Origin of the sequence: Bradyrhizobium daqingense, assembly GCF_021044685.1 — a bacterium.
GTDB classification, from domain to species: domain Bacteria; phylum Pseudomonadota; class Alphaproteobacteria; order Rhizobiales; family Xanthobacteraceae; genus Bradyrhizobium; species Bradyrhizobium daqingense.
On sequence record NZ_CP088014.1, the window covers coordinates 6747873 to 6773463 of the forward strand.

At 62.7% G+C, this 25591-nt stretch carries 26 protein-coding genes and 1 pseudogene; 12 read left to right on the forward strand and 15 right to left on the reverse strand.

What is annotated here, in order from left to right; translation table 11 throughout:
• Positions 1–30: 30 nt before the first annotated feature.
• A complete protein-coding gene (locus tag LPJ38_RS32225; protein WP_145629101.1) occupies positions 31–867 on the reverse strand; it encodes an enoyl-CoA hydratase family protein in 837 nt (278 codons plus the stop codon).
• Positions 868–909: 42 nt separating this feature from the next.
• Positions 910–1671 (reverse strand): SDR family NAD(P)-dependent oxidoreductase, encoded by a 762-nt coding sequence (locus tag LPJ38_RS32230; RefSeq protein ID WP_145629103.1) that lies wholly within the window; start codon positions 1669–1671, stop codon positions 910–912.
• Positions 1672–1863: 192 nt separating this feature from the next.
• Here LPJ38_RS32230 and LPJ38_RS32235 point away from each other — a divergent pair, with 192 nt between their 5' ends.
• Genes LPJ38_RS32235 through LPJ38_RS32255 form a run of 5 tightly spaced genes read left to right on the forward strand, consistent with a single transcriptional unit; the run spans position 1864 to position 7594 of the window.
• A complete protein-coding gene (locus tag LPJ38_RS32235; RefSeq protein ID WP_145629105.1) occupies positions 1864–2679 on the forward strand; it encodes an alpha/beta fold hydrolase in 816 nt (271 codons plus the stop codon).
• Between the two features lie 12 nt (positions 2680–2691).
• Entirely contained in the window at positions 2692–3981 is a 1290-nt protein-coding gene (locus LPJ38_RS32240; protein ID WP_145629107.1) for an acyl-CoA dehydrogenase family protein, read from the forward strand.
• A 2-nt stretch (positions 3982–3983) separates the two neighbouring features.
• Positions 3984–5519: a class I adenylate-forming enzyme family protein gene (locus LPJ38_RS32245; RefSeq protein ID WP_145629109.1), complete on the forward strand. Its 1536-nt coding sequence runs from the start codon at positions 3984–3986 to the stop codon at positions 5517–5519.
• Positions 5516–6604 carry an NAD/NADP-dependent octopine/nopaline dehydrogenase family protein gene (locus LPJ38_RS32250; protein ID WP_145629111.1) on the forward strand — a complete coding sequence of 363 codons (1089 nt, stop codon included), beginning with the start codon at positions 5516–5518 and terminating at the stop codon, positions 6602–6604. Before LPJ38_RS32245 ends, LPJ38_RS32250 begins: the two co-directional genes overlap by 4 nt.
• Positions 6605–6607: 3 nt before the next feature.
• Complete coding sequence (locus LPJ38_RS32255; RefSeq protein ID WP_145629113.1) at positions 6608–7594, forward strand: 3-hydroxybutyryl-CoA dehydrogenase; 987 nt, start codon at positions 6608–6610, stop codon at positions 7592–7594.
• On the opposite strand, the gene LPJ38_RS32260 is transcribed toward LPJ38_RS32255, so the two are convergent.
• The 6 genes from LPJ38_RS32260 to LPJ38_RS32285 form a co-directional block, all read right to left on the reverse strand.
• The gene (locus LPJ38_RS32260) at positions 7591–8637 is read right to left on the reverse strand and encodes a 2,5-dihydroxypyridine 5,6-dioxygenase NicX family protein (RefSeq protein WP_145629115.1); all 1047 of its coding nucleotides are present in this window, start codon (positions 8635–8637) and stop codon (positions 7591–7593) included. The two genes, LPJ38_RS32255 and LPJ38_RS32260, sit on opposite strands and share 4 nt — an antisense overlap.
• Before the next feature lie 32 nt (positions 8638–8669).
• Positions 8670–9437, reverse strand: a complete 768-nt coding sequence (locus LPJ38_RS32265) for an ABC transporter permease (RefSeq protein ID WP_145629117.1) — start codon at positions 9435–9437, stop codon at positions 8670–8672.
• The gene (locus tag LPJ38_RS32270; protein WP_145629119.1) at positions 9434–10219 is read right to left on the reverse strand and encodes an ABC transporter permease; all 786 of its coding nucleotides are present in this window, start codon (positions 10217–10219) and stop codon (positions 9434–9436) included. The genes LPJ38_RS32265 and LPJ38_RS32270 overlap by 4 nt, the downstream gene beginning before the upstream one ends.
• Complete coding sequence (locus LPJ38_RS32275; protein WP_145629121.1) at positions 10216–11061, reverse strand: ABC transporter ATP-binding protein; 846 nt, start codon at positions 11059–11061, stop codon at positions 10216–10218. The genes LPJ38_RS32270 and LPJ38_RS32275 overlap by 4 nt, the downstream gene beginning before the upstream one ends.
• Positions 11062–11184: 123 nt before the next feature.
• Positions 11185–12879, reverse strand: a complete 1695-nt coding sequence (gene ilvD / locus LPJ38_RS32280; protein ID WP_145629123.1) for a dihydroxy-acid dehydratase — start codon at positions 12877–12879, stop codon at positions 11185–11187.
• 72 nt (positions 12880–12951) lie between these two features.
• Positions 12952–13935, reverse strand: a complete 984-nt coding sequence (locus tag LPJ38_RS32285; RefSeq protein WP_145629125.1) for an ABC transporter substrate-binding protein — start codon at positions 13933–13935, stop codon at positions 12952–12954.
• A gap of 176 nt (positions 13936–14111) precedes the next feature.
• Between LPJ38_RS32285 and LPJ38_RS32290 the strand changes: the two genes are divergently transcribed.
• Positions 14112–15035 (forward strand): NAD(P)-dependent oxidoreductase, encoded by a 924-nt coding sequence (locus LPJ38_RS32290; protein ID WP_145629127.1) that lies wholly within the window; start codon positions 14112–14114, stop codon positions 15033–15035.
• 4 nt (positions 15036–15039) lie between these two features.
• Here LPJ38_RS32290 and LPJ38_RS32295 read toward each other — a convergent pair whose 3' ends face one another.
• The 3 genes and pseudogenes from LPJ38_RS32295 to LPJ38_RS32305 all read right to left on the reverse strand — a co-directional run.
• Complete coding sequence (locus tag LPJ38_RS32295; RefSeq protein ID WP_145629129.1) at positions 15040–15603, reverse strand: flavin reductase family protein; 564 nt, start codon at positions 15601–15603, stop codon at positions 15040–15042.
• A 9-nt stretch (positions 15604–15612) separates the two neighbouring features.
• Entirely contained in the window at positions 15613–16842 is a 1230-nt protein-coding gene (locus LPJ38_RS32300; RefSeq protein WP_167520262.1) for an acyl-CoA dehydrogenase family protein, read from the reverse strand.
• 131 nt (positions 16843–16973) lie between these two features.
• A pseudogene (locus LPJ38_RS32305) lies at positions 16974–17405 on the reverse strand (CoA transferase); the annotation flags it as partial.
• Positions 17406–17828: 423 nt separating this feature from the next.
• Here LPJ38_RS32305 and LPJ38_RS32310 point away from each other — a divergent pair.
• From LPJ38_RS32310 to LPJ38_RS32325, 4 genes are all read left to right on the forward strand, one after another.
• Positions 17829–18047 (forward strand): hypothetical protein, encoded by a 219-nt coding sequence (locus LPJ38_RS32310; RefSeq protein WP_145629133.1) that lies wholly within the window; start codon positions 17829–17831, stop codon positions 18045–18047.
• Between the two features lie 62 nt (positions 18048–18109).
• Positions 18110–18454: a response regulator gene (locus tag LPJ38_RS32315; protein WP_145629135.1), complete on the forward strand. Its 345-nt coding sequence runs from the start codon at positions 18110–18112 to the stop codon at positions 18452–18454.
• Between the two features lie 242 nt (positions 18455–18696).
• Positions 18697–20241 carry an FAD-dependent monooxygenase gene (locus tag LPJ38_RS32320; protein ID WP_145629137.1) on the forward strand — a complete coding sequence of 515 codons (1545 nt, stop codon included), beginning with the start codon at positions 18697–18699 and terminating at the stop codon, positions 20239–20241.
• Between the two features lie 133 nt (positions 20242–20374).
• Complete coding sequence (locus tag LPJ38_RS32325) at positions 20375–20719, forward strand: DUF6984 family protein (RefSeq protein WP_231088466.1); 345 nt, start codon at positions 20375–20377, stop codon at positions 20717–20719.
• 205 nt (positions 20720–20924) lie between these two features.
• Here the strand turns inward: LPJ38_RS32325 and LPJ38_RS32330 are convergent, their stop codons facing one another.
• From LPJ38_RS32330 to LPJ38_RS32345, 4 genes are all read right to left on the reverse strand, one after another.
• The gene (locus LPJ38_RS32330; RefSeq protein ID WP_145629139.1) at positions 20925–21713 is read right to left on the reverse strand and encodes a cobalamin B12-binding domain-containing protein; all 789 of its coding nucleotides are present in this window, start codon (positions 21711–21713) and stop codon (positions 20925–20927) included.
• A 223-nt stretch (positions 21714–21936) separates the two neighbouring features.
• Positions 21937–22137, reverse strand: a complete 201-nt coding sequence (locus LPJ38_RS32335) for a hypothetical protein (protein ID WP_145629141.1) — start codon at positions 22135–22137, stop codon at positions 21937–21939.
• The gene (locus tag LPJ38_RS32340) at positions 22134–22580 is read right to left on the reverse strand and encodes a hypothetical protein (RefSeq protein ID WP_347339010.1); all 447 of its coding nucleotides are present in this window, start codon (positions 22578–22580) and stop codon (positions 22134–22136) included. Before LPJ38_RS32340 ends, LPJ38_RS32335 begins: the two co-directional genes overlap by 4 nt.
• 793 nt (positions 22581–23373) lie before the next feature.
• Positions 23374–23562: a DUF3606 domain-containing protein gene (locus LPJ38_RS32345; RefSeq protein WP_145629143.1), complete on the reverse strand. Its 189-nt coding sequence runs from the start codon at positions 23560–23562 to the stop codon at positions 23374–23376.
• Between the two features lie 136 nt (positions 23563–23698).
• On the opposite strand from LPJ38_RS32345, the gene ligD reads away from it, so the two are divergent.
• The gene (gene ligD, locus LPJ38_RS32350) at positions 23699–24622 is read left to right on the forward strand and encodes a non-homologous end-joining DNA ligase (RefSeq protein ID WP_231088684.1); all 924 of its coding nucleotides are present in this window, start codon (positions 23699–23701) and stop codon (positions 24620–24622) included.
• A gap of 544 nt (positions 24623–25166) precedes the next feature.
• Positions 25167–25580, forward strand: coding sequence for a hypothetical protein (locus LPJ38_RS32355; protein WP_145629147.1), 414 nt, complete (start codon positions 25167–25169; stop codon positions 25578–25580).
• Positions 25581–25591 lie beyond the last annotated feature (11 nt).

Consider the following 25591-nt stretch of genomic DNA (forward strand, 5'->3'; position numbering starts at 1 on the left):
CGTCGCGGCTTCCCCCTAAATAGGACGACGCTAGTCGCCCCTGAAGACCGGCTTGACCTTGTTGGCGAACGCCTCGAAGGCGCGCTCGAAATCCGCCGTGGTCATGCACAGCGCCTGAGCAACAGCCTCCGCCTCGATCGCTTCCTCCACCGACATCGCCCATTCCATCGCCAGCATCCGCTTGGTCATGGTGTTGGCGAAGGTCGGCCCGTCCGCGATCTGCTTCGCCAGAACCTGCGCCTGGAGCAACAGCTGCTCCGGCGTGACGAGGCGGCTGAAGAAGCCCCAGCGCTCGCCCTCCTCGGCGGTCATGAACCGGCCGGTGTAGAGCAGTTCGGAGGCGCGCGATTGGCCGATGATCCGCGGCAGGATCGCGCAGGCGCCCATGTCGCAGCCGGCGAGGCCGACCTTGTTGAACAGGAACGCCACCTTGGCTCCGCTCGCTGCAAGGCGGATATCAGAGGCCATGGCGATGATCGCGCCCGCACCGGCACAGATGCCCTCGACGGCGGCCACGATCGGCTGCGGGCAGGCCCGCATCGCCTTGACGAGGTCGCCGGTCATGCGCGTGAAGGCCGTCAGCCCCTTGGTGTCCATCTTCACGAGCGGACCGATGATCTCGAAAACGTCGCCGCCGGACGAGAAATTGCCGCCGGCACCGGTGACGACGATGGTCTTGACCGCATCGTCGAAGGCGCAGGCGCGGAAGAAATCGGTCAGTTCCCGGTAGCTTTCGAAGGTGAGCGGATTTTTCCGCTCGGGGCGATTGAGCGTGACTGTAGCGACGCCCTCGACCACGGCCAAGAGGAAGTGCTGCGGCGAATAATCAGCGAGCGGCACGGTGACGGGATTGGCTGGTCTGCTCATGCGATCTCCTTGGATGTCTTGATCCGGGCCTGCATTGCCATGTTAGATTTCACCGCCGGCAACCGCGATCGCCTGCCCGGTGATCGCGCTGGCGCCCTCGCCGCACAGCCACAGCACCGCGTCGGCCACTTCGTGCGGCGTGATCAGTCTTCCTTGCGGATTAAGTTTCGCGAGCTCCGCGATCGCCTGATCCCGGGTTCGGCCGGTCTTCTTCATGATGTTGTCAATGCTGCCGGCGACCAGATCGGTATCGGTGAAACCGGGGCACACCGCATTCACGGTTACACGGCTTCCGGCCATTTCGAGGGCAAGGGAACGCACGAGACCGACAACGGCGTGCTTCGCAGCAACGTAGGCGCTGACATAGGCATAGCCCTTGAGCCCAGCCGTCGAGGCGACTGCGACAATGCGGCCATAGGGACGATCCTTCATGCCCGGCAGCACAGCCTGGACGGCATACACGACGCCCATGAAATTGACATCCATCATCCGGCTGAACAGCGCGCTGTCCGATTTCGCGAACGGCGCCGATTCAGCGCTGCCCGCGTTGGCAATCAGGATATCGATCGGCTGGCGCGCACTCGCTTCAAGGATGGCGGCCTTCAACGACGCCTCGTCGGAGACATCGGCAACCGCAGCAAAATGCGCCGCGCCTGCGTCCACGGCCTCGGCGAGACTCGCCGCATTCCGGCCGAGCACGGTAACGGTCGCGCCGGCACCGACGAGAGAAGCGGCGATCGCACGGCCGATGCCGCGACCGCCACCGGTCACCAGCGCGTGCGGCGAATGCGGCAATCCGGACATGCGCGGGCTCCCTGAGGTGTGCAGATCGTTTCCTCGATATATTTTAACCTTCAAATTTTTGCAACGAAAGCGCTGATCGGCCTCGCGAACGCTCGCGCGGGCCCGGCCCGAAAATTGCTTTAAGTCTAAAATTATCGCTTCCCATCGTCCGCAAGCCTGTTAGCATCAAGGGGCCAAGCAAAAGGATGTCGCGTGTCGCAGCCTTCGCCAATGATAACAAAAGACGGACGCTTCGCCTACGAAGCCGCAGGCGATCCAGGCGCAACACCTTTGATTTTCCTACACGGAATTGGCGGCGCGGCGCGCGCCTGGCGGCATCAGCTTGCCGCATTCGGTACCCGCTTCCGCGCCATCGCGTGGGATATGCCGGGTTATGGCGGTTCGGCGCCGCTCGCCAGTGTCAGCATCGGTGCCCTGGCGAATGCGCTCCAGCAATTCATCGAACAGATCGATGCAGGCAGGCCTGTGCTGGTCGGTCATTCGATCGGCGGCATGATCGTCCAGAAATGGCTGGTGCAGGCGCCGCAGTCTGCCCGCGCAGTCGTCCTGGCACAGACCAGCCCGGCCTTCGGCAAGGCCGACGGTGACTGGCAGAAATCCTTCATCGCGGCGCGGCTCGGGCCGCTCGATCGCGGCGAGACGATGAGATCGCTGGCACCGTCCCTGGTGAAGGAGCTGGTTGGCGACGATCCGGATCCCAAGGGGATGGAGCTTGCGCGTGACTGCATGGGCAGCGTGCCTGAGGCCAGCTATCGCGCCATGATGCTGGCCTTGATGGGTTTTGATCAACGCAGCACGCTCAAGGATATCTCAATCCCAACGCTGCTGTTGTCGGGCTCCAAGGACAGCAACGCGCCTGCGGCCATGATGGCGAAGACGGCCACCTACATTCCCGGGGCTGAATATGTCGAGCTCGCCGGCGTCGGCCATCTCGCCAACCTCGAACGCCCTGTTGCTTTCGACGAGGCCCTCGGCCGGTTCCTGAACTCTCTCGCGACCCAAGCGTAAGGTGACTGCGCGATGACCATGCAAGTCAGCAAGACCATGACCACAACCGAGAAGGTTGCGCTGGATGCGCCGATCTTCGATCCCGTCGCATTCCGCCTGAGCGACGAGCAGGCCGGCATCATCGCGCGCGCCCGCGAGATCGGCCAGAGCGTGTTCGCGGGCCGCGCCGCCACATACGATCGCGAGGCGATCTTCCCGACCGAGAATTATCGCGATCTGCATCGCGTCGGGCTGCTCGGCATTGCCGTGCCCAAGAAGCACGGCGGCCTCGGCGCGAACTACCAGACCTATGCCCTGGCAGCGGCCGAGATCGGCCGCTATTGCGGCGCGACCGCGCTGACCTGGAACATGCACGTCTGCTCGACCCTGTGGTCGGGTCCCCTCGCCGACGATCTCGACATGGACCTGGACACCCGCGCCGAGCACGAGCGGCGGCGCGCGGTTCACTACAAGCGCATCGTCGAGGATGGCGCGATCTATTCGCAGCCCTTCTCCGAGGGCGGTGCGGCGGCCGCGGGCGGCGTCGCATTTGGCACGGAGGCAAGGCCGGTCGATGGTGGCTGGATCGTCAATGGCAAGAAGATCTTTGCCTCGCTCTCGGGCCACGCCGATTATTACGGCGTGCTCTGCACCGAGATCGAGGAAGGCGAGAAGGCCTCGCGGCGCAACACGCTTTATCTGGCCATCCCCGCGAAGTCGCAAGGTGTGTCGGTCGTCGGCGACTGGGATCCGCTCGGCATGCGCGGAACAGTTTCGCGGACGTTGCTGTTCAAGGACGTGTTCGTGCCCGAGGATTCCGCGCTGATGCCGCGCGGCGTCTATTTCCAGGCCGCGATGCGCTGGCCGCACATGTTCCTGACGCTGTCGCCGACCTATATGGGCCTGGCACAAGCGGCTTATGACTTCACCGTACGTTACCTACGCGGCGAGGTGCCGGGCATGCCGCCGGTCAAGCGCAGGATGTATCCGACCAAGCAGATCGCGGTGGCGCAGATGCAGATCAAGCTGGAGCAAATCAAGGCGATCTGGTTTCAGGCTGTGACCGAAGCCCGCGCCAATCCGAGCAAGGAACAGGTTTTGCGGGCCTATGCCGCGCAATATTCGGTGATGGAGAGTGCCAATGAGCTCGCCGCGCTCGCCATCCGCACTTGCGGCGGCCAGGCCATGCTGCGGTCACTGCCATTGGAGCGGATCTACCGTGATAGCCGCTGCGGCTCGCTGATGCTGCCCTGGACTGCCGAGCTCTGCCTCGACCGGATCGGGCGCGAGGCGCTTTACGAGGCCGGCGAGACGGACGACTGATTGTGGACCTCTGCAGCCTGATTGATCGCAACGCGGCGTTTTCGCCAGACAAGACCGCCATTGCCTTCGATGGGGAACGGCTGAGCTACGCGGCGTTCGCCGCGCGCATCGAACGGACCGCCACCGTCCTGAATCAAGAATTGGGCGTCGGCCGCGGCGACCGCGTCGCGATCCTGAGCCTGAACCGGCCCGACTACCTGGTTCTGCTGTATGCCTGCGCGCGGCTCGGGGCGATGCTGGTGCCGCTGAACTGGCGGCTGGCCGTGGCCGAGCAGCTGTTCATTCTGAGCGATGCCGGCGCCAAGGTCCTGGTGCTCGAACAGGCTTTTGAAGGCGTGCTCGCCGAACTTGAAAGGACCGCGCCTGGGACATCGGTCGTCGGCCTCGACTTCGCCCCGCCGCGCGGCACGACGTTCGAAAACCTGTTGGCTCGCAGCCACGGCAGCGGCCGCAATCCGCACACTGACCTCTCCTGCCCGCTTCTCATCGTCTACACGTCGGGAACGACGGGGCGGCCGAAGGGCGCGGTGCTGCGGCAAGAGGCGCTGTTCTGGAACGGCGTCATGAGCCAGCACATGCACAACATGACGTCGGACGATCATGTGCTGACGGTGCTACCGTTCTTCCACGTTGGGGGCCTCAACATCCAGACCACGCCCGCGCTCCAGCTTGGTGCGACCGTCACGATCCACGCGCGATTTGCGCCGGATACAGCCCTTGCAGCGATCGAGCGAGAGCGACCGACGCTGACGGTGATGGTGCCTGCAATCATCCAGGCCGTGAGCGAGCATCCCACCTGGGCAACGGCCGATCTCTCCTCACTCAAAGCCGTCGCGACAGGCTCGACCATCGTACCGCCGCACCTGATCGACCGGTTCACCGCGCGCGGCGTTCCCGTGCTTCAGGTCTACGGCTCCACGGAGACCTGCCCCATCGCCATCTATACGCGCCTCGGTGGCGATCTCTCACGGGTTGGGTCAACCGGACTTGCCGGCCTGTGCTGCGAGGCGAAGGTCATCGATCAGGCCGGCAACGAGATGCCGGCGGGCACGCCGGGAGAGATCGCAGTGCGCGGCGCCAATGTGTTCTTCGAATATTGGGGCAATGCGGACGCCACGGGCGATGCGCTGCACGACGGATGGTATCGTACCGGCGATATCGGCCTGTGCGATGCCGACGGCTATTTTTGGGTGCGTGACCGCAAGAAGAACCTGATCATTTCCGGTGGAGAGAACATCTATCCGGCCGAGGTCGAGCGCGTCCTGCTCGAACATCCTGATGTCAGCGAGTGCGCCGTGATCGGCCGGCCGGACCCGCGCTGGGACGAAGTCCCCATCGCCTATGTGATCCCGCGATCCGGCGCGCGGCTTGAAGCGGATGAGCTCAGAACGCACGTCCAGGCGCAGCTCGCGCGCTACAAAGTTCCACGCGATATCGTCTTCGTCACCGACATGCCGCGCACGGCGCTGGGCAAGGTCCAGCATTTCCTGCTGAAGCAGCTTGATGCGCAGTCGCGCGTGCAAGGAGAGGCGTCTTGAAGATTGCAGTTCTGGGCGGGGGAAACGGCTCTTTCGCGGCCGCCGGCGATTTTGCGCTGTCGGGGCATGAGGTCCGGCTGTGGCGCCGGGATACCGATCAGGTCGCGGCCCATCGCGCCGCAGGCTCGCGCAGCCTGGTCAAGGATCACAACGGCCGCCACGACGTGAAGCTCGCACTGGTTACGACCGACATCGCCGACGCAGTTCGCGGCGTCGAATTGATCCTTTGCCCTGCGCCGGCCTTCGCGCAGATGGACATTGCTCGGCTGCTCGCTCCGCATCTGCGGGATGGCCAGGTCGTATTCCTGCCGCCGGCGACGTTCGGCTCGATGATCTTCGCCCAGGCGGCCCGGGATGCCGGCAATGCTGCCAAGGCGAGCTTTGCCGAGACCGGCACGCTGCCGTGGCTGACGCGTAAGCACGGGCCGTTCGAGGTCGCGATCACCATCCGTGCCAAGCGACTTCCTGTCGGGGTGTTGCCGCTCGATCAGGCGCCGCATGCACTTGAAGTGATCGGACGCGCTTTCCCTGACGTGATCGAACCCTGCGGAGATGCGCTGTCGGGCGCGCTGATGAATGCAGGGCCCATCATCCATCCGCCGTTGATCGTGATGAATGCCGGGCCGATCGAACATTTCGAGCGCTGGGACATTCACAAGGAAGGCACGCAAGCCGCGATCCGCCGCGTCACCGACGCGCTCGACGCCGAACGGATCGCGGTGCGGGAGGCGCTCGGCTACGGCGCACCGCATTTCCCGCTCGCTCATCATTATGCGAGGGAAGGCGAGATCTGGATGTATGGCCGCGGCTCGCACGACCGGCTGACCGATTCCGGCGACTGGCGCGAACGGATCGTGCTGACCGAGCATCGCTACATGCGCGAGGACCTGCGGCTCGGGCTGTCACTACTGGTTTCAGTCGCCGGCCTTGCCGGCGTGGATACGCCGCTGGCCAAAGCGTTCCTGTCGATCGGCGGCGCGATTTGCGGCGAGGATTTCGCAAGAGGCGGCCGAACGCTCGAGACGCTCGGGCTCGGCAAACTCGGCAAGGCCGAATTGCAGACGCTGCTTCGCAATGGGTTCTGATTGATGACCAATCGCGTTAATATCGTCTGTCTCGGGGCCGGCCGGATGGGGCGCGGCATCGCCGTCGCCTTCGCCTATGCGGGGCACAGCGTCACGATGGTCGACATCAAGGCGCGTTCGGCTGAAGACTTCGCTAGGCTGGAGGCGGACGCGATTGGCGAGGTTCAGAAGACCTTCGCCAGTCTGTCGAAGCTCGGATTATTGACCGAAGCGGACGTTGCTCCGCTCATCGCGCGCGTCGCGGTGGTCGCGGCTGGCCAAAGCGCCGCCGCGCTCTCGGAGGCCGGCATGGTGTTCGAGGGCGTTCCGGAGGTGGTCGAGCTCAAGCGCGAGGTGCTGGGAGCAGCGTCACGGCAGGTGGGGCCAGACACCATCATCGCATCGACGACGTCGACGATCCTCGTCGACGATCTCTCCGGCGCGATCGTCAATCCGCGCCGCTTCCTCAACGTGCACTGGCTCAACCCGGCCTATCTGATCCCGCTGGTCGAGGTCTCGCCCGGCAAGGCCACCGACCCTGCCATCATCGACGAGGTCAAGGCGCTGCTCGAAGGCATCGGCAAGGTGCCCGTGGTCTGCGCGGCGACCCCCGGATTCATCGTCCCGCGCATCCAGGCGCTGGCAATGAACGAGGCCGCTCGCATGGTCGAGGAAGGCGTCGCCAGTGCCGAGGAGATCGACAAGGCGATCCGTTACGGCTTCGGCTTTCGCTACGCCGTGCTCGGTCTGCTCGAATTCATCGATTGGGGTGGCGGCGACATCCTGTATTACGCGAGCCGCTATCTCGAGGGCGCGCTCGGCAGCGATCGTTACCGGGCGCCGGAGGTGATCTCGCGCAACATGAGCGAGGGACGGATCGGCCTGCGGACGGGCTCCGGCTTCCTCGACTATTCCGGGCTCGATGTCGAGGCCTATCGCGTCGAGCGGCTCAAGGCCATGGTCGACCTGCTCCGCCATTTTGGTTTGGCGCGGCCGCCCGTGCGCAATTAACCGAAGACGTCCTGGAGCACGCCTTCGCGCACGACGGCAACGCCGTCGAGCTCGATGGTGGTTCCCATCATCGGCAGGTCGAAATGCCCCGCGGTATAGCGGCCCGCGAACTCGTTCGCACCGGTGGAGAAGAGGAAATTGCCGGACACCGCGCGAAGCTCCGTGCCGTTGGTGTCGCGCTGGTCGTACATCGACAGCGCCTCGTAGCGCGCGCCGGGATTCATGCCGAAGCCGACATGCGAGACGGCATAGGCTTCGCGATCACCCCAGGCGGCGAGATAACTGCGCATCATCGCGGCGTCGGTACCCTCGCCTTCCAGCTCGACGACATAATCGTCCTTCAGCGTCATCTTCACCGGCGAGGTCAAGTAGCGCTTGAAGGTCAGGTTGATGTCGCCGGGCGCCATCACCAGCGTGCCGTTGATGGTCCCGCTCTTGGGAAAGCTGACGACGATTCCCCCCGGCCAGTGCGCCAGCGTACCAGGCTTGTCGGTCCAGCCCCACACGCCGACCGTGGAGGCCCCGACCATGTCGACATCGAGCGCGGTTCCGGCCTTCGAGGTGACCCGCATCCGCTTCGTTCCACGCAGCATTTTTGCGGCGGCACGAACGCGCTTTTCCAGCGCGGGATCCGGCACCATCCGCTCCAGCGCCTCGGGATGTTCGTTGGAGATCACCAGGATCCGCGCGCCGGCCTTGAGGATCTCCGGCGTCTCAACAGCGTGCATCAGGCCCTCGATGGTGCAATCTACCACGAAGCCGGCCTGCTGAAGAGCCGTGATGACGGGACCAAGCTTCTGGATCGCCTCGCTCGCCCCGGTCGAGCGAACAGGGACGATGTTGCGGTTGCGCGGTGTCGGCATCACCACGTGAAACGGCCGCGCGCCCATGCGCAACAGAGCGAGCTCGGCAAGATGCACATTCAACGCACGCGACTGGGTCTCCGACAGGATCGCCGCAGTATCGCCGGCCTTGACGGCGCACCGCTCAAAGATCTCGCAAAATGCATCAATCCATTTTGCTTCGATGCGATCAGCCAGCATGGTTCTCTCCCGGTCTTCTGAATTCTTGTTTGTTATGCTTCGGGAAAGCCCCGGAGCAGGTACGATCGCACGGCTCCCAAGAGGCCGTTCAGGATCAAACCCAGCAGCGATATCGTGATGAGCGGGACGAACATGTCCACGGCCTGGAAAGTCCGGGCCGCCGTCACGAGCGCATGACCCAGTCCGTCCGTCGACGTGATCATCTCGGCCAGAAACACCACGATGCAGGAAATGACAAGGCCGATCCGGCATCCCGTCAGGATCGACGGCATGGCCGCGGGCAGCACCACCTTGAAAAGGATTTCACGGCGCGGCGTCCCTGCCGCCATTGCCGACCAGATCAGCTTCTGCTCCACGGTCGACGCGCCGTAATAGGTAGACAACAGGATGGGAAAGAGCGCATCGGCTGCCACCAAGGTGATCTTCGACCCGTGCCCGAAGCCGAGCAGCAACAGCAATGCTGGGTAGAGCGCAACCTTGGGCAAGGGCGCCAGGACGCGTACGATCGGCCGAACCACGGCGTTGATCGCCGGATTGGCCGCGGCGGCGATGCCGAGACTGACGCCCAGCACGACCGCGATCGCGAATCCCGCAAACAGCCGGAACAGGGTTGCCGCGATCTCATGCTGAAACGTCGAGGTCACGAGCTGCTGCAGCAGCCGCCCGAAGACGAAGCCTGGGGGCGGCAGCAGGACTGCGGGCGCGAAACCGAATGATACCAGACCCTGCCACAACGCGATCACCAGCACGATCGGGGCGATGCCAAGAAGGATGTTTGGGGAGAGAAAGCGCGACATCATGAGAAGCTCAGCGGCATGTCGAACTGAGGCTCGGACCAGCGCACCAGTCTTGCACGGACCCGCTCGAAGATCGCATCGAGGCAGATTCCCATCGCTCCCACGATGATGATCATCGCAAAGACCGTGTCATATTGGCCCATGTCGAGCGCGTTGAAGAGAATATTCCCGGCGCCGGACTGACGGGCAATCATCTCGCTGGTGATCATCGTGATCAGCGCCAGCACCAATCCCGTACGACACCCCGTGAGGATTTCCGGCAGTGCCGCCGGCAGCACGATGCGCACCAGGCGCTGCGCCGGCGAGAGCCCCATCGCTGCGCCCGACCACAGCATCTTCTCCTCGACCGCCTTGGCGCCTTCGAAACTGTGATAGATGACGGGCAGGCTGACGCCGAGGAAGATCACCAGCGTCTTCGTGACATCGCCGACACCCAGCCACAGCATGATGATCGGCATCAAGGCTGCCTTGGGCACCGGATAGATCGCCATCAGAAGCGGATTGAAGAAGGCCGCAACCGCCGCGCTGCGTCCCATCAAGAGGCCAAGCGGAATCGAGACAAGCACGGCCAGGCCGAACCCGATCGCCATGCGGCGGAGCGAGGCCAGAATGTTGACGAGGGATTCCTTGTCGCCAAGGATGCCCGGGATCGCCCGCATCGCCTCGATCGCCGTGGGAAAGCTGTCATTCTTCAGCGCGAGAGATGCGACCTGCCACACCACCAGCAATCCGATGCAGGCGAGCACCGGGGCAGCGCGCTTGACCATGGCAGCCGGCGACATCATGCCGGCGCGCCGGCATCGTCGCTCTCATCGAACATGCGCTCGATGTCGACGACGTATTTTTGGTAGCGCGGATCAAGCAACAGCTCGTTACGGCGGCGCGGCCGCGGCAGATCGATGTCGATGACCTGCCGAATGCGGCCGGGAGATTTCGACATCATCACGACCTTGTCGGAGAGGAAGACGGCTTCGTCGACCGAGTGGGTGACGAAGAGCACCGTCTTGCGATCACGTTCCCAGATGTTCAACAGGTCGTTCTGCAAGCGTGTCCGGGTGTGGGCGTCGAGCGCGCCGAACGGCTCGTCCATCAACAACACTTCGGGCTGGTAAGCGAGTGTTCGCGCCAGCGCGACGCGCTGCTTCATGCCGCCCGAGAGCTCCTTGGGATAGAAGTTCTCGTAGCCCTTGAGGCCGACCATCTCGATCAAGGCCCGGCTCTGCGCTTCGGCTTCAGTGGCGCGAACGCCTTGCTGGCGCGGTCCGTACATCACATTGCCGAGCACGGTCTTCCAGGGAAACAGCGCAAATTCCTGGAACACCGGTCCGCGATCCGGACCCGGTCCAGTGATCGCTCGTCCCTTCATCTTCGCCGCGCCGCTGGTCGGGCGGACAAAGCCGCCGACGATGTAGAGCAGGGTCGACTTGCCGCAGCCCGATGGACCGAGGATAGAGACGAAAGCCCCCTCCTCGATCGTCAGCGAGATGTCCGATAGCGCCACATGATCCCTGCGTGCCGAGGTCTGAAAGACCTGCGAGACGCGGTCGATCTCGATGATCACAGAAGCCGGCTCATGTGGCGTCACCGGTCTCACCCATTCGCTCGATCTCGAAGGCACTACCTTCATCGCGTCTCTCGCCTCACTTGCGTGACATCGCGCGACAACTCCGCTGAATGTCCGTCATCAGGCGCCACGAGCTTAGCAAGAAACTTGCCAGACTGGCTGCCGTCCTCGCGCGGGTGCGACGCGTCATTCGAACCACGGCCATTCTGCCGGGCCTTCATGCGTCACGGCACCGCCCGGCGCCTGTCCCACCAGTCGCGCATATTTTGCGAGCGCACCGGCGCGATGCCGCGCTGGCCGCGGCTTCCAATCATGCCGACGTGCCGTGAGTTCCTGCGCGTCGACCAGCAGATCCATTCGCCGGTTTGCAGCATCGATCCGAATCCTATCGCCGTCGCGGACCAGCGCCAGCGGACCGCCGACGAACGCCTCAGGAGAGACATAGCCGATGCACATGCCGCGGGTCGCGCCGGAGAACCGCCCATCCGTGATCAAGGCCACTTTCTCGCCCATTCCCTGCCCATAGATCAGCGCGGTGACGCCGAGCATCTCGCGCATGCCGGGGCCGCCAACCGGACCTTCATTGCGGATCACGAGCACATCGCCCGCCTTGTAGCTGCGATCGCGAACGGCTTTGACGCAGGCTTCCTCGTCTTCAAACACCCGTGCCACGCCCTCGAAGAACTGGCTCTTCAAACCCGCGACCTTGATCACAGCGCCGTCCGGGCAGAGATTGCCCTTCAGCACCGCCACACCGCCATCGGGCATGATCGGCGCGCGGGACGCGTAGACGATCTCACCATCGGGTGCGTTGGCCGCGCCATGTTCTTCGGCAAGTGTGCGGCCCGTGATGGTGATGCAGCTGCCGTCGACGTGACCGCTCTGGATCAACTCCCGGATGATCACCGCGGCGCCCCCGATGTCGTAGACATCCTTCGCGGTGTATTTGCCTCCGGGCCGTAGATTGCCTATCAGCGGTGTCCTTGCAAAAACCGCACCGACATCGTCGATGGTGAACGCGATGCCGGCTTCGTTCGCGATCGCCGGCAGATGCAGCGCAGCGTTGGTCGAACCGCCCGTAGCGGCCACAATCGCCGCGCCATTCTCCAGGGATTTCCGCGTCACGATGTCGCGCGGCAGCGGCCCGCCGCGTTCCAGCATCTCCATGATCAGCCGGCCGGCGCGTCGTGAGATCTGCGCGCGCTCGGCATAGACGCCGGGGACCATCGAGACGTTCGGCATGGTGAGGCCCATCGCCTCCGAGACCATCCCCATCGTGTTTGCGGTGAACTGGCCGGCGCACGCGCCGATGGTCGGAAGGCAGGCGCGCTCGATCCGCTCGAGCGTGGCACCGTCGATCTCGCCGGTCATGAAGCTGCCGACAGCCTCATAGGAATCGAGCACCGTCAGCGTCCGCCCATCCACGCGCCCTGGCAGCGAGCTGCCGCCGTAAATGAAAATCGAGGGCACGTTGCAACGAACCATGCCCATCATCACGCCGGGAAGCGTCTTGTCGCATCCGCCATATCCGATCAGGGCATCGTAAGCGAGACCATGAACGACGGCTTCGATCGAGTCAGCGATCAGGTCACGCGAAAACAGGGAGAACTTCATCCCCTCGTGATTCATGCTGATGCCGTCGGAAACCGACACGGTCGAGAACTCCCGCGGTGTCCCGCCGGCCTCCTCGATTCCGGTCTTGGCCGCAGCGACCTGAAAGTCGTGGGTCATGTTGCAGGGCGTCTGCTCGCCCTTCATGCTGACGACGCCGACCATCGGCTTGGCGATCGCGGCGTCATCGAGCCCCATTGCGCGCATGAAGGCACGATGCGGGGCTCGGTCGAGACCATCAGTGGTGACCCGTGATCGCAACTTCTTCATGCGTGTTTCTTCTTCATATGGCGTCCCGGACGATCCGGAACGCCGCAATCCCGCGATAACTCGCCTGCCTGCTTACTCCAGCGGTGCGACTATCGTCGGGTGCTTGAACTGCGCTGCATCTAGCTTCGGCAGCATCCCCGTCTCCGCATAGATGTCCAGCATCTTCTGGATTGCGGGGAAGTTCGGTGCCGCACCGGGATCGCGTCCGAAATCATTGTCCTTGAGCAGATAGGTCTCGAGCACCGGAATGGGCGCCTTGAGAACCTCATTGACGACCTTCAAGGTCTCTTCGCGGTTCGCCAGCGCCTTCTTCATGCCCGACGTGATGTCGCGGACATAGGCCTTGACCGCTTCCGGATTCTTGTCAACGAAATCGGCACGACAGGCCTCCAGGATGTGCACGATGTTCGGCATGGCCTCCGACAGCGAGAACAGCTTTCGGGTGCCGCCCTTCGCTTCGGCACGCGCGGCAAACGGCTGGTTCATGTTGACCGCATCGACGCGTCCTTGCCGAAGCGCGTCTTCAGAGACGGCAAAGCCGACCTCGACCAGCTTGATGTCCTTGGCCGGATCGACGCCGTTCTGCTTGAGCAGCAGATTGAATGGTCCTTGCGTACCACCGCCGATCACGGAGATGCCGACGGTCTTGCCCTTGAGATCCGCGATCGACTTGATCGGCGAGTCATCCTTGACGGCCCAATAGACCGAGAAGCCGCCGGGCTTCTCGAAGACGTGCTGTGCCACGATATAAGCCTTCAGATTACCGCCGACCACGCCGTTGGAAAGCGACAGCGGCGCTTGCGTCGCGCAATCCAGCGCGCCGGCTGCCAGTGCCTGCGTCATCGGCGCGGTGCCCTGAAACTGGGTCCACTCGATATTGTAGGCCTTGCCGAGGTTGGGAAACTCGGCCGCGCGTCGCATCATCCAGTACTTGGATTCCTCGGCCGGGATCGTCCAGCCGACGCGGATCGTCTGCTGCGCCCGCGACGGGCTCGGGCCCGAGAACACGGTCGCAACCACCCCCAATGCCAGGATCCACCTCGAAACGGTTCGCATCGTGCTCACTCCGCTGCTCCGGCGCCGATGGGCGCCCCCAACCCGACCGGCTCAAATGTTTCATGGTTCAAACAATCAGGCAAGCCATGCGGGCTCGGCGGTTTCGCCAAGCGATGCACCGTGTAAGGTAAGGGAACGGTCGCGCTGCATTGCGCCGCGACGAGGGGAGACAACCTATGGCTGATGCGAGCAAGACAAACCCGCAGGATGCTGCGAAGCTCGGCTATCTCGGCATCGGGCTCATGGGGACGCCCATGTCCCGCCGCCTGCTCAAGGCCGGCCATCAGGTCACCGTCTGGAACCGCTCGCAGGGCAAGATGGCCCCGCTCGTCGAGGCCGGCGCAATTGCCGCCGCTACGCCCCGCGACGTGATGGCGAGCTCGGACATCGTCTTCATGTGCGTGACGGACGCCGCCGCCGTCGAAGAGGTGATCTTCGGGCGTGAGGGCCTTTCATCAGCTCCCGGTGCCGGCAAGCTCGTCGTCGACTTCTCGTCCATCCATCCCGACGCTGCCCGCGACCTTGCAACCCGGCTGAAAGATGCGAACCGCGCAGGCTGGATCGATGCGCCTGTGTCCGGCGGCACGAAGGGTGCCGAGGAAGGCACACTCGCGATCATGGCCGGCGGAGAAGCGGCCGACATCGAGAGGGTGCGGCCCTATGTTCTGTCCATGGCGCGCAGGTTCACCCATATGGGGCCGACCGGCGCCGGCCAGACCACGAAGCTGTGCAATCAGGTGATCGTCGGATGCGCAATGGCCGTTCTTGCGGAAGCAACACGCCTTGCCGTGAACGCGGGAATTGACGCCAACCGGTTGCCCGAAGCGCTCGCCGGCGGCTTTGCGGATTCGATCCCGCTCCAACTCTTCGTGCCGCGGATGGTTCAGGGCATCCACACCCCGCCGCTCGGCCACATCGCCACGATGCTCAAGGACCTCGATACAGTCGCCGATGTCGCTCAGGCGACATCGACACCGGTGCCAATGGCTTCGCTTGCGGGGCAACTTTTCAGGCTGGCGAAGGCGGCGCGAGGCGCGGAGGCCGACGCGCTGGAGATCTACAAGCTGTCAGCGGGCGTCAAGCCATCTGAAGCCACGTGATGCGTTACGGCGCCTTCTTGCGCTCGTCGTCGGCCAGGAAGCAACCAAACGTCCCGCGTGCGAACAGTAGCGGCTCCTTCGCACTGTAGGTGTAAGCCTCGACCGCGCCGAGAAAGATCACGTGATCGCCGCCATAGTAGCGATTGACGGAGCGGCATTGGAAATTGGCGACGCTCTCGGCCAGCACCGGCGCGCCGCCAAGCCCCGGCGTCCAATCGACGCCGGTGAATTTGTCATCGGACGATTTGGCGAACTTGTTCGCGAGCGCCTGCTGCGAAGCGCCGAGCACGTTGACCGTGAAATGGCTGGCGTTCTGGAACACGGTCAGGCTCGAGGAATAGACGACGAGACTCCACAGAACCAGCGGCGGATTCAGCGACACCGATGCGAACGAGTTGCAGGTCAGGCCGTAGGGCTTTCCGTCAGCAGCCGCGGCTGTGATGATTGTCACGCCGGTCGCATAAGTGCCGAGCGCGTTGCGAAAATCGCGGGGGTCGATCGACGAGCTGTCGCTCGCGAATTCGTTGGCTGGATCGGGAACGGCCGGCTGCTTCGGCAGGTCATTCATCGGCCGGCCTCACAGCGTCAGATTCTCGGACGGCAGGCCCAGTGCCACGCGTCCATAGTTGGTCCCGGCCGCATCAAAGTTGAACGCCAGATGGGAGTTGATCGCATGCGCATCACGGAATTGCCGCTGCAGCACGCCCGTGGTGAAAAGGCCACGTGCGCCGCTCGCGGCAAACAGCATGGAGACCGCCTCGGTGCACAGATTCACCGAAAAGGCGCCATCGCGCCGATATCTGGTCTTGGTCGCCATGTCAGGGATATGACCGCGTCGCGCATGTGCCATGGCATCCAGACATGCCGAGCGCATGATCAGGCGCGCCGCGTCGATCTTCGCCGAGGCCTCCGCGATCTTGATCTGCGTGCTTTGAAAATCGCTCAGCTTGGCCCGGTTGTAGGTTGAAATGCGATGACGTGCGACCTCCGCATAGTCGTCAAGACATGCCTGCGCATTTCCGAGCGCGACGCCGGAGAGAACGTAAGGAAACAACGAAAAGACAGGGAGTGCATACAGCGGATTTGGATTGACCTTGCTGCCCGGCGTCGGGCCCCCGGCGAGATCGCCGACAGCAACCGTCATATGGTTCGCCACAAAGGCGTCCCTGACCTCCACGTCGCAAGACCCGGTCCCGCGCAGTCCCGCGACGTTCCAGGTATCGAGCACCTTGTAATCGTCCTTCGGCAGCAGAAAGATCCGGTACTCGATGCCGTCGGCTTCGTCGTCGGAGTAGACGACGCTTGCCAGCATATTCCATTCGCAGGAAGCAACGCCCGAGGAGAACGGCCAGCTGCCGTGCAGTCGATACCCGCCCTCGACCCTTGTGGCGCGACCAGCCGGAAAGATGAATGAGGATGCGATCAACGCGTCCGGATCCCGGCCCCAGACCAGATCCTGCGCCTTCGGCTCGAACATGCCGAGCATCCAATGATGGCTTGCCAGATTGGCGAGATTCCAGGCGACCGACGCGTCCGCCTGCCCGAGTAAATCCGCGCAATCGATCAGCGAGACGTAGTCGAGCTCTGCGCCACCGATCCGGCTCGGCTGGAGCATCCGGAACAGCCCAGTATCGTGAAGATCCTTTTCGGTCTCCGGCGGAAGGTGCCGTAGCTCCTCCGTCCGCCCCGCCCGCTCCCGCAGCTGCGGCAGGAGCGCCCGTGTCTTCGCCATCATGGTCGCATAGGCGAGCTCGCCGGCTTCCAGCCCGGCGGGCTCGCTGATGCTCGGCTCTCGACCAGGCGCCATTGGTGTCCCTCGCGTTGGCACATTTATGCGGCCGGACCACCGCCAAATCAAGCCGATGCAAGATCAAGGGGATGCAATGGCGGTGCGGAGACTGCCTGAGGGCAAGCCGAGGGAGACCGTGCTCCACCTCATTATGTGCTCGGCGTCGCCTTGCCTGTCCCAAAGACACCCTTTTCAGTGAGCTCAGTGATCCGAAGCTGATCATAACCGAGCACGTCATGGAGGACGGTTTTGGTATGCTCGCCCAGGAGAGGAGCTGCAACAGGATCGACCGCGCCGGTCAGACTCATTGCTATCGGCGGCTCAATGTTAGGGACCCAATCCGCTGTCGGATGCGGTATCCGGTTCAAGCGATGACGCTCGCGCGCCTCGGGCGCATTGAACCCTTCCTCGACTGTTCGGAGATAGCCCACAGGGATATTGGCCTGCTTCATCTTCGCCATCCAGTTCTCGAGCGTATCGCCGGCAAAGACTTCCGCGATGGCTGCCCGCAAGAGCTCCTTGTTCTCCGAGCGCGCTTTGCGTGTGGCGAACTGTGGATCGTTAATGAGGTCGGGCCGGTGCCGCAAGCGATATCAGGTAAGCGGTCATCGTTCCTCCACGAGAAGAAAATGCGCGGCAGATCGCGGCGATGAGGCGCGATCGTTTCGGGCGCGAACCCTATCTCCGTATCTCCGGAGACCGCAGCGGCGCGGGCAAAGCCCCAGCGCCGCGGGCCGGCGCGTTCGCGCGTGCACGGCCAGCAAATGGTTCGGACGGCGGCACGCCGATCGGCGCTCCCTGAACGCGTATCAAGCAAAGTGCGTGGCCGTGATGCGTGGGCCACCGTCCGATTCTGCAATCGAGAACGAAAAAACCCGCGGCGGATGTCGCCCGCGCGGGTGAACCAAACTCGTTTCGATGATGTCATTATGCCGGTGTTTTGCCCGACGTGTCAAACGAACCTAGGGGTCTCGCGGGAGTTAGTCGATCAGGAGGATCAACTCATGTCCAGGACGACGTCACGGCAGACATCGCGCAACCGGGCCGGAGCCGGCCCGCCGCGCGGCGATCGCAAGCCGCACATCGGCAAGGCGCGCGAGATCCACGACACGATCGTCGAAGATTCCGGCGCGACCGAGGACAGAGGTCGCGATCTCTCGCAGGGCGAAGGCGGCGCCATCGACATTCCCGCCAAGCCGGCCGATTTGTCGAAGGACGATTAGGCTTGAAGGAACCACCTTGGCGAGAGGCGCGTTAATTCCTTCGTTGGAGGAACCTTCGTGAGATGAGCCACACTGTCCTGGTTGTTGACGACGATCCCGCCGTCCTCGACGTCATCGCGGACATGCTGGAGGATCTCGGCTGTCAGGTCATCCGCGCCCAAGCCGGGAGAGACGCCCTCGACCGGCTCGAGCAGAACCAGGACATCTCCATCCTCATCACCGACATCAACATGCCCGGCATGGACGGTCATGAACTGGCCGAGCGGGCAAGGCGCGTCCGTCCGGAGCTGAAGGTGCTGCAGCTGTCGGGCCGCGAGCCCCGGCGCGGCGGCCTGCCGATGATCCGCAAGCCGTTCTCGTTTGAGGAGCTCGCCGACATCATGCAGCGAACCACCGGCATCTGCTGAACGCCACGCCCGGCTGGAAGACGCCCAAAGAAAAACCCGCAGCGGATGTTCCCGCGCGGGCTGAACCAAACTCTTTCGATGATGCCATTATGCCGGTGTTTTGCCCGACGTGTCAACGCGGCGAGCGCGGAAGAAGGCGCCCTTCCTCCCAGCTTGATATGTAATGCGCAAGGGGCTTGCTTCAAGCCCCCGTTCCTGCCGTAGAACCCGTGACCCAGCCACGGCATCGAGGGGGTCACGACATGCCCGTACTGCTTCCAAGGTCGCGTTCGAACCACAAGGCCCAGCGCACCGGCGCGAACGCCGCGGCGAGCGCCGATCATGCCGTCATCATCGCCGGCGGCGGCCCCACCGGATTGATGCTGGCCGCCGAGCTCGCGCTCGCCAAGGTCGACGTCGCCGTGATCGAGCGGCGCACAAGCCAAGCGCTGGTCGAGACCCGCGCCGGGGGCTTGCACGCCCGCACCATCGAGATCCTCGATCAGCGCGGCGTCGCCGATCGCTTTCTGCGCGAGGGCCAGATCACCCAGCTCGCGGGCTTTGCCTGGACCAGGCTCGACATCAGCGACCTTCCCACGCGGCATCCTTATGGGCTCGCGCTGCGGCAGGCTCGCATCGAGCGCATCCTGGCCGATTGGGCCACCGAGCTCGGGGTCGTAGTCTATCGCGGCACCGAGCTATCAGGCTTTGCGCAGGACGAGACCGGCGTCGACGTCACGCTCTCGGACGGCACGATGCTGCGCGCAAACTATCTCGTCGGCTGCGACGGCGGCCGCAGCGTGGTACGCAAGGCGGCCGGCATCGACTTTGCAGGCTTCGCACCGACGCTGAGCAATCTCATGGCCGAGGTCGAGATGTGCGAGGAGCCCAAATGGGGCCTGCGTCACGATGCGCTCGGCTTTCATGGCCTGAGCAAGACCGAGAGCGGGCGCGTGCTGGTCGTCGTGACGGAAGCAACGCTCACGCGCAGCGGCGAGCCGGGCTTGCGCGATCTCAGCGAGACGCTCAATGCAGTCTACGGCACCGATTTCGGCGTGCAAAATCCCGCCTGGATCTCGCGCTTCACCGATGCGGCACGGCAGGCGACCTCCTATCGCAAGGGGCGCGTGCTGCTCGCCGGCGATGCCGCGCATATCCATCACTCCGTCGGCGGCCAGGGTCTCAACCTCGGTGTGCAGGACGCTGTCAATCTCGGCTGGAAGCTGGCGCAGGTGGCGCGCGGCATCGCGCCGGACAGCCTGCTCGACACCTATCATGCCGAGCGCCATCCCGTCGCCGCGCGCGTGCTGAAAAACACCATGGCGCAGATCGCCCTGCTCCGCCGCGGCGACGACGGCCTCAAGGCCGCGCGCGAGGCCGTCGCCGATCTGCTCGGCATGGACGCGGCCCGCCGGCGCTATGGCGCGATGATGAGCGGGCTCGACATCGCCTATGATCTCGGCGAAGGCCACGCCCTCCTCGGCCGCCGCATGCCGGATCTCGATCTCCTGGTCGAAGGCGGGATGCGAAGACTGTTCACGCTGCTGCACGACGCGCGCGGCGTGCTGCTCAATTTCGGCAAGCCAGGCGGCATCGCGGCGGCGCGCTGGGGCGACCGCATCGACGTCGTCGACGCCGACTATGACGGCCCATGGCAGCTGCCGGCCATCGGAGAGGTCACAGCGCCGGGCGCCGTGCTGGTGCGGCCCGACGGCCATGTGGCCTGGGTGGGAGATGGCGGCGAGCGCGGGCTTGTGGAGGCGCTGACGCGGTGGTTTGGGCCGGGTGAATTTGAGAGCGCGTCGTAGTTTAGCTCAGGGACCCAAATGTCCGCTGATCCCTCAACAGGGGCGCGTGCCGAATGGCGCCGATGGGCCATATCCGGACATCGCGAGCGCGACGTGATATAGCCAATGCATGCCAGTCGCTATGAGAAGAAAGATGCCACGCCCACTCACCCCCAAAGAGCGTGATTTGGTTGCCTTTATTCTAGGTCAGCATTCACCTTCGCAATGCCATCTTGGCCTCGTAGAGCAAATGAACGACGGTGGGATGGGTAGCCTTCGCTTTGTCGGTGGGGAAGACCGGCGTTTCGGCCGATGTGTTGGCGAAGCCGAATTTGACGATGCCGATGGAGTGCTAGTGTCGGTCGCACTGAACGTCGACCAGCGCGGAGAGCTGTTTGAACTTGACTTTTGGAAAGCCGATTTTTCGCCGCTTCAAAGGATCGCGGCCGTAGGTCAGCTCAGATTTCCTGACGTTGGTCGGTACAGAATCTCAGAATAAGAAGTCCACTTGAAGTCATCCGAACAAGCTCCCCCATAGGTCCACTTTGGGTCAAAATGCGAAAAACTCAACGTGAGCAAATCGGGTCCGCCATGCCTCGGTGAGCGGACCTCAGGGAGGAGCGCCGCCACTTCCCCGATGGGCCAGGAGCGGCCTCAGGGGACATCGCCGTGAAGGTCAGCTACGGGCCACAAGCGGAAATTATCTAATCAGAAGTACCCAGCAAGTTGATGTCGGCAACCAGCTCGGCGCCAGGTACAAACGTGACTAAACCGGATTTGACCGCATAGCCGCCCACAAAGACCTTTGGATGGGCGTCGGCCGGCAACTCTCCGACTAGGGCGGAGATAGACACCACACTGTCGAGTTGTTGGGGCAAAGCCATCGAAAGTAACAGTAATTTGGGCGCAGCTTCTAAAATGTGCTCTGCCAGTTTTTGCAGATCGATATGATTGATAACGGTTGGCGCGCAAACGCTGCGATCTTTCAACCAAAAAGAAAGAATGCGGATCGCGAGCGTATGAGTGTTGCCCGGCGCATTCATGAGGAAATACCGTGGTAGGCCCCGTCGATGCCGTGTCTTGCCTCGTTGCATGCTGACTTCGATTAAGTCGACTATGCGCTCGCTAAAGGCGGTAAACTCATGCTCGTCGGTGACGGTAATAGTGCCGGAACGCCACTGTTCGCCGATTTTGTAGAGCAGCGGAGTCAGAATTCCGAGGAGGATATCGACGGGCCTGAACTTGGCGGCAAGGGCGTCTTTAACGAGCTGCTGAGCCGAAGGAAGATCATTCCGGCGACCTGCTTCGTAGAGCGAATGGTAAACATGGCGGAGAAACTCGGAGTGCCTAACGACTTCGCTTGCGAATATATCGGGGTGCTGGGCCTCGCACCTCTGGCAGAGACCGTAAGTGACGGAAAGGTCGTCATATGGGGAAGTTTCACCTTTAAATTGTTGACAATATGAGCACCACTTCAACATCAGCGAGAACACCTAAACGACTGCAATCCGATATCCAAATGCCGGGGACCGGAGAGGTTCCAAAGCTTCCAGACCGAGTTACCAGACTGGAGAACGGTCGCCGAGTCCGCGATGGGGTCACAAGCGGCCATGCTGGCCGATCTGAAAATGTCCGCTGGCCCTCCGCAAGCGGACATCCTCAGATAAGCACACAGGCTAGCATGAGAAAGCCTGGGCCGTCCTGCGGGCTTCGTCGTCAAGTGTTCCTTACTCGGCTCAACACCCGATAATCATGTCGCCTGTCCACGGCCGCCGGGCCCGGTTTGGGCGGCGCTTTCACGGGCGTCGCGCTCTCCGGCTTGTACGCGAGCGCCTCGGCGATCCATCGCGGCCATTCGGGTTTGGGCTCCGGTTGAGCGCGCGCCTGAAGCAGCAGCTTCTGAAGGAGGTCGCTCATGCCTGCTCCTGCGATTGCAACCAAAGCTCTTCGTAACAAGCATCGTCGTCGCGCACCCCGCCGAGGCTGCCGAGAACGCTGACAGGTGCTCGCTGCACGGTCTCCTCGATCACCGCTTCCATCGCCACATGGTCATCGGGATGCACGATGACCCGCTCGATGCGGTGAACGAACTGAATCGGCTTGTCGTCTTCACTCACGATCGGTTGCAACGGCTTGCCCCAGCCGCGATCGAGGATCGCGTTCGCTGCCATTACACGGGCATGAGCGGGAGCGTCCTTGTTGCGCATGATGAGCACGAGCGTTTTTATCGCGACATTTGTATGCGTTCGCGCCAGGGATTTGATCTCGGTCAATGTACGTGCCTTGAGAGCGCTCCGCGCGGCCGCTCTCGCGTAGGCATTTTGGGAAAGAAGGCTGCGGGTCGCTACTTCAGTTGTCATTTGAAAAATCCATCTGAAAAATTGCTCAACTCGGTTTCGAATCGAAACGCAAAAAACCCGCGGCGGAAAACCCCGGCGCGGGCGCAAAACACATTTGTCTCGATGATGGTATTGTGCCGGTGTTTTGCCCGACGTGTCAAATCCCCAGTTGAGCTCTAAGTTGGATCCGATTTTTTGTTCGGCGCGAAAGTCGCCACCCTGCGAGCGCCATCCCACAGCTCAATGCCACAACTGTCAACGAAGCGTTGCGCCTCAATCCGCGCGGCTTCATCATCTTCGCACTGGATGATATCCGGCATTCCTTGGATGCGACCTGACCTGTCGACCCGATAGACGCGGTATCCTAACATGGTCCCCTCTTGTTTGCGGACTAACTCGCCGTGTCTCTATGCGCGGACCCTTAGGTCATTGTGCGTCGTAGCTTTTCGAGCAGAGCCCGTTTGATATGTTCTTGCACGACCTGCCGCGCTTCGTTTTCACGAGGCGTTCGTTCTTCCTCGCGCTCTGGCTTACGTTCTTTCAAGCCGGCCACTCCACTCAGGGTTTACGCTAAGCAATGTGACGGACCCCAAATGGGACAAATCTGCTGTCAGGATCGCATGAGACCGCGTACAGCGAATTTTCATTTGGTGTAGCCAAGATGCACTAATCGGGATAAAGTGGCAATCCGGGCTGGCGTAAATCATTTCGATTTCGGAATTTTTGCAACCCGGAAAGCATGAGGGCCGCTGTTCCAAAACAGCGGCCCTTTGCCTTAATAGCGCTTCTGGTGAAGACGATCGCGCCCATCGACTTAGCGCCGCTTCAGCTTACTCTCCACCTTCTTCCGACTGCTGCCGACCTTCTTGACTGCCTTCTTCACCGCCGAGGCCGAGCGGCCGGTCTTCTTCGCCTCGTAGCCGACTTCATAGTCCTGGCCGCCTGCGACGCGCGCGCGATCCTGCTTGCGACCGCGAGCGGTCTGCTTCTTCGCCTTAGCCATATTGCACCTCCATGCAATGCGCAAACGCCAGAGGATTCAGTGGGTTCCCTCGAAGCCTCCCGCTTCGCTTTCGGGGCCGGAACGAATCTCCACACAAAGATTCGAATCAAATGAGTTTGTTGCGTGGAGTTGTTTGGTGGCGTCTCAGCGTCAGCGGAAGTCCCCGGGGATTGGGCTCAAGTCGCCCTTCCCGGACTTTGTCGAACCGGCCTTGGCATCCTCCGTCCCGCGGGTGCCATCCGGGGAGCGGTGGATTCACGAGATCAAGTTCGACGGTTATCGCGTTCAGGTGCACTTGGCCAACGAGGCTGTGACTATCTACACCCGCCGCGGCCATGACTGGACGAGGCGCTTCAAGAAGACTGCGGATGATGCCTGGCACATCAAGGCTGGCTCCGCGATCATCGACGGGGAGGTGGTCGTCCCGGCCGAGAATGGCACGACCGATTTCTCGGTGCTTCAGAACGAGCTGAAGGGCAACTCCTCCAAGCTCGTTCTCGTCACTTTCGACCTGCTCTATCTCAACGGCCGCGACATTCGAAGCCTGCCGCTGGTTCAGCGCAAGGCCGAGTTGAAGAAGATCATCTCCGGTACCGACGTGCAGTTCAGCGAGAGCTTCGACATGGACGGCCGCGATATGTTCGCCCATGCCTGCAAGGTCGGGCTTGAGGGCGTCGTCTCCAAGGTTCGCGACAGCGTCTACAGCAGCGGCCGGAACAACAATTGGGTGAAGACGACCTGCGCACAGCGGGAGACCCTGACCATCGCTGGCTTTGCGCTGGACGAAGGCAAATGGGACGGCGTGTATCTCGGCCGCCGCAAGGGCGATGATCTAATCTACGCCGGCAAGGTCGACCATGGGTTCGACAAAACGTCAGCAGCCGAGCTGCGCAAGCGCCTGGAGCCGCTCCGGCGCAGGACGCAGCCCTATGCGAAGCGGATCGCGCACAAGGGCATATGGGTTGAGCCGAAGCTGCTTGCAGAAATCGAGTACCGCGCCAAGTCGGCGGAGGGAAAGGTGCGGCATCCATTCTTCAAAGGATTGCGGGAGGACCTGTGAGAAAGCCATTTGTGTATTCGCCATCCCACGACCTACGCGACGGCGAACCATGGGATGAGGAAGACATTCGCGACCTCGCCGCCGTGCTCAATCGCGGCGGCACCATTCGGGATGCCGCAAGCCTTCTTTGCAGAGGTGGGGCTATCGATGACGTGGCACGGAAGGCAAAGGAGCTTGGCCTTGAGTCGCGTCGCGACCGCCAAACCTACTCCAACCTTTTTGGGGAACGCTACGGACGATGATGCTGGTTTACTGTGCCCACGATTGTAACACCGAGGTCGAGACAGAGGTCAGAGACCTCGGATGCGGCGCCGGCGAAATCCGGTGCCTCGAATGCGGCGGCGACGGCAACTGGGGAAAGTTCGCACCAGAGATTGTCGGAGCAGATTGCGCGTGCGTTGATTGCAAAGGAACAGGCCGGCAGTTAGTGAGCATCTGACTCGGTCCTTTCCACAGCCACGAACCGGCAGTGGTCGGCCGGCCATCCCGCCCACTAGGAATCGACAATTTGCCAACTCGGTTGGCTCATGCCCTTTATGATCTGATGTCCACCAAGTCGCGCGAATACCTTTTCGGAACTCAGATCAAGATGTCGGCTGAGCGCGCCAAGGCCGCTCGTAAGGAAGCTGACAAGCTGGCCTGCGAAGCCTGGAATTATCGCATGCTCGGTTATAGAGGTCCCGCGCAACCGTCGCCCACGATCGGCGAGGCGATCAATGGCGAATACCCGTACCTGGAGGTTCGCTGTCTTGGTTGTGATACCAGCCAATCGGTAGCCCTCGACATTATCCGGCGTCCCAAGACGACACCAGTGCACGAACTTGAACGTTACATGCGCTGCAAGGATTGTTCACAGGTGCGCGGCTACCCGTATAAGCGCAGCAAGCTTGTCGCGCTAACGATGACAAAGATTTCGGCCACCCAACCGCCCGCAACCTTTTGGCGGGGCGAGCGATAAGGGACAATTCG

Excerpts from the sequence above, each read along its gene's own strand:
- LPJ38_RS32335 (WP_145629141.1), bottom strand. The coding sequence starts at position 22,137 with ATGAGCGACCTCCTTCAGAAGCTGCTGCTTCAGGCGCGCGCTCAACCG.
- LPJ38_RS32325 (WP_231088466.1), top strand. The coding sequence starts at position 20,375 with ATGCCACGCCCACTCACCCCCAAAGAGCGTGATTTGGTTGCCTTTATT.
- LPJ38_RS32265 (WP_145629117.1), bottom strand. The coding sequence starts at position 9,437 with ATGATGTCGCGCTTTCTCTCCCCAAACATCCTTCTTGGCATCGCCCCG.
- LPJ38_RS32255 (WP_145629113.1), top strand. The coding sequence starts at position 6,608 with ATGACCAATCGCGTTAATATCGTCTGTCTCGGGGCCGGCCGGATGGGG.
- LPJ38_RS32285 (WP_145629125.1), bottom strand. The coding sequence starts at position 13,935 with ATGCGAACCGTTTCGAGGTGGATCCTGGCATTGGGGGTGGTTGCGACC.
- LPJ38_RS32300 (WP_167520262.1), bottom strand. The coding sequence starts at position 16,842 with ATGGCGCCTGGTCGAGAGCCGAGCATCAGCGAGCCCGCCGGGCTGGAA.
- LPJ38_RS32345 (WP_145629143.1), bottom strand. The coding sequence starts at position 23,562 with ATGGCTAAGGCGAAGAAGCAGACCGCTCGCGGTCGCAAGCAGGATCGC.
- LPJ38_RS32295 (WP_145629129.1), bottom strand. The coding sequence starts at position 15,603 with ATGAATGACCTGCCGAAGCAGCCGGCCGTTCCCGATCCAGCCAACGAA.
- LPJ38_RS32240 (WP_145629107.1), top strand. The coding sequence starts at position 2,692 with ATGACCATGCAAGTCAGCAAGACCATGACCACAACCGAGAAGGTTGCG.
- LPJ38_RS32230 (WP_145629103.1), bottom strand. The coding sequence starts at position 1,671 with ATGTCCGGATTGCCGCATTCGCCGCACGCGCTGGTGACCGGTGGCGGT.
- LPJ38_RS32355 (WP_145629147.1), top strand. The coding sequence starts at position 25,167 with ATGTCCACCAAGTCGCGCGAATACCTTTTCGGAACTCAGATCAAGATG.
- LPJ38_RS32290 (WP_145629127.1), top strand. The coding sequence starts at position 14,112 with ATGGCTGATGCGAGCAAGACAAACCCGCAGGATGCTGCGAAGCTCGGC.
- LPJ38_RS32260 (WP_145629115.1), bottom strand. The coding sequence starts at position 8,637 with ATGCTGGCTGATCGCATCGAAGCAAAATGGATTGATGCATTTTGCGAG.
- LPJ38_RS32340 (WP_347339010.1), bottom strand. The coding sequence starts at position 22,580 with ATGACAACTGAAGTAGCGACCCGCAGCCTTCTTTCCCAAAATGCCTAC.
- LPJ38_RS32270 (WP_145629119.1), bottom strand. The coding sequence starts at position 10,219 with ATGATGTCGCCGGCTGCCATGGTCAAGCGCGCTGCCCCGGTGCTCGCC.
- LPJ38_RS32275 (WP_145629121.1), bottom strand. The coding sequence starts at position 11,061 with ATGAAGGTAGTGCCTTCGAGATCGAGCGAATGGGTGAGACCGGTGACG.
- ilvD (WP_145629123.1), bottom strand. The coding sequence starts at position 12,879 with ATGAAGAAGTTGCGATCACGGGTCACCACTGATGGTCTCGACCGAGCC.
- LPJ38_RS32320 (WP_145629137.1), top strand. The coding sequence starts at position 18,697 with ATGCCCGTACTGCTTCCAAGGTCGCGTTCGAACCACAAGGCCCAGCGC.
- LPJ38_RS32225 (WP_145629101.1), bottom strand. The coding sequence starts at position 867 with ATGAGCAGACCAGCCAATCCCGTCACCGTGCCGCTCGCTGATTATTCG.
- LPJ38_RS32310 (WP_145629133.1), top strand. The coding sequence starts at position 17,829 with ATGTCCAGGACGACGTCACGGCAGACATCGCGCAACCGGGCCGGAGCC.
- LPJ38_RS32315 (WP_145629135.1), top strand. The coding sequence starts at position 18,110 with ATGAGCCACACTGTCCTGGTTGTTGACGACGATCCCGCCGTCCTCGAC.